2 protein-coding genes are annotated in these 992 nt (G+C 40.9%); one reads left to right on the forward strand and one right to left on the reverse strand.

Going from position 1 to position 992, the window contains the following annotated elements; all coding sequences use genetic code 11:
- Positions 1 to 40: 40 nt before the first annotated feature.
- Positions 41 to 475: a DUF29 domain-containing protein gene (locus tag FHQ30_RS07685; RefSeq protein ID WP_139610319.1), complete on the reverse strand. Its 435-nt coding sequence runs from the start codon at positions 473 to 475 to the stop codon at positions 41 to 43.
- Positions 476 to 786: 311 nt separating this feature from the next.
- Here FHQ30_RS07685 and FHQ30_RS07690 point away from each other — a divergent pair.
- Positions 787 to 992 (forward strand): anaerobic C4-dicarboxylate transporter family protein (locus tag FHQ30_RS07690; RefSeq protein WP_500692254.1); only part of this gene is annotated, 206 nt, incomplete at its 3' end.

The following is a 992-nucleotide window of genomic DNA, read 5'->3' on the forward strand; positions in this document are numbered from 1 at the left end:
TCGGCGGTTCGAATCCGCCCACGTTCGCCATGTTTTTTAGTTATGGAAAAAAGTCCGAACTTAGAATCTCTTCTAATGTCCAGATTGGCTTACTTGGAAAATCTGAATCTGACATTGACGTTTTACGTGCGGCATCAAATATAGCAGACTCCCACGCCCACTCTAAGAACTCTTCTTTATTCATTGGATTTTTTAATGATGGAGAGTTTTTTATCAAACGTTCAATCGCTTTTCGCTGTTCTTTGATGGTCAATTCCCAACTTTTTCCGCGATGGCTCGGCTGATAGCCCCATTTGAGCAAATGGGCAATCAATATTCGAAATCGATTATTCAGCTGCGACAGTTCACTTCTCCCCATGCTTTCCATCTCCTCAATAAGATTTTCGATATCTAATTGATTGAGTGCCCCAGCTCTCAGTAATTCAGTCTGCTCTGTCACCCAGCCATAGAAATCTTCATTGTATACTTTACTCATATCTACCTCTCCTCTAGTAGTTATGCCAATATAATGCCCTTATTATGCGACTTTGGTCAAGTAGCTAGCCAACACCAATCTATCACTTACTGATCGCATTTTAGTTTTCAGCAAAAATTAGCTGGCAATTTGATTTAAAGCGGGTTTTTAGCGGAATTACACTCTCTTTTTTATAACACTCCTGATAGAATACGCGCCATCTAGTCTGGTGGTTTATCATTGCATAAACCACCAGAATTTGATGACAGAACAATTCCCTTTTTAACAGGGAATAATTATTTCTTATTTATAATTAAAGTAATGGAGCAGTTATGTTTCTATTTCAATTTGCTATAGTTTTACTATGTATTTTGATTGGTGCCCGGCTTGGCGGCATCGGCTTGGGAGTTATGGGGGGTTTAGGACTTGCCATTTTAGCATTTGGATTCAATTTACAGCCAACCAGTCCGCCAATCGACGTGATGTTGATGATTATGGCAGTGGTGTCTGCCGCTGCCGCCATGCAGGGTGCCGGCGG

It is taken from the genome of Testudinibacter sp. 'clade 2' (assembly GCF_006227735.1).
GTDB lineage: Bacteria > Pseudomonadota > Gammaproteobacteria > Enterobacterales > Pasteurellaceae > Chelonobacter.

Bases quoted from the DNA above. Each gene is read 5' to 3' on its own strand.
- FHQ30_RS07685 (WP_139610319.1), bottom strand. From the start codon at position 475: ATGAGTAAAGTATACAATGAAGATTTCTATGGCTGGGTGACAGAGCAG.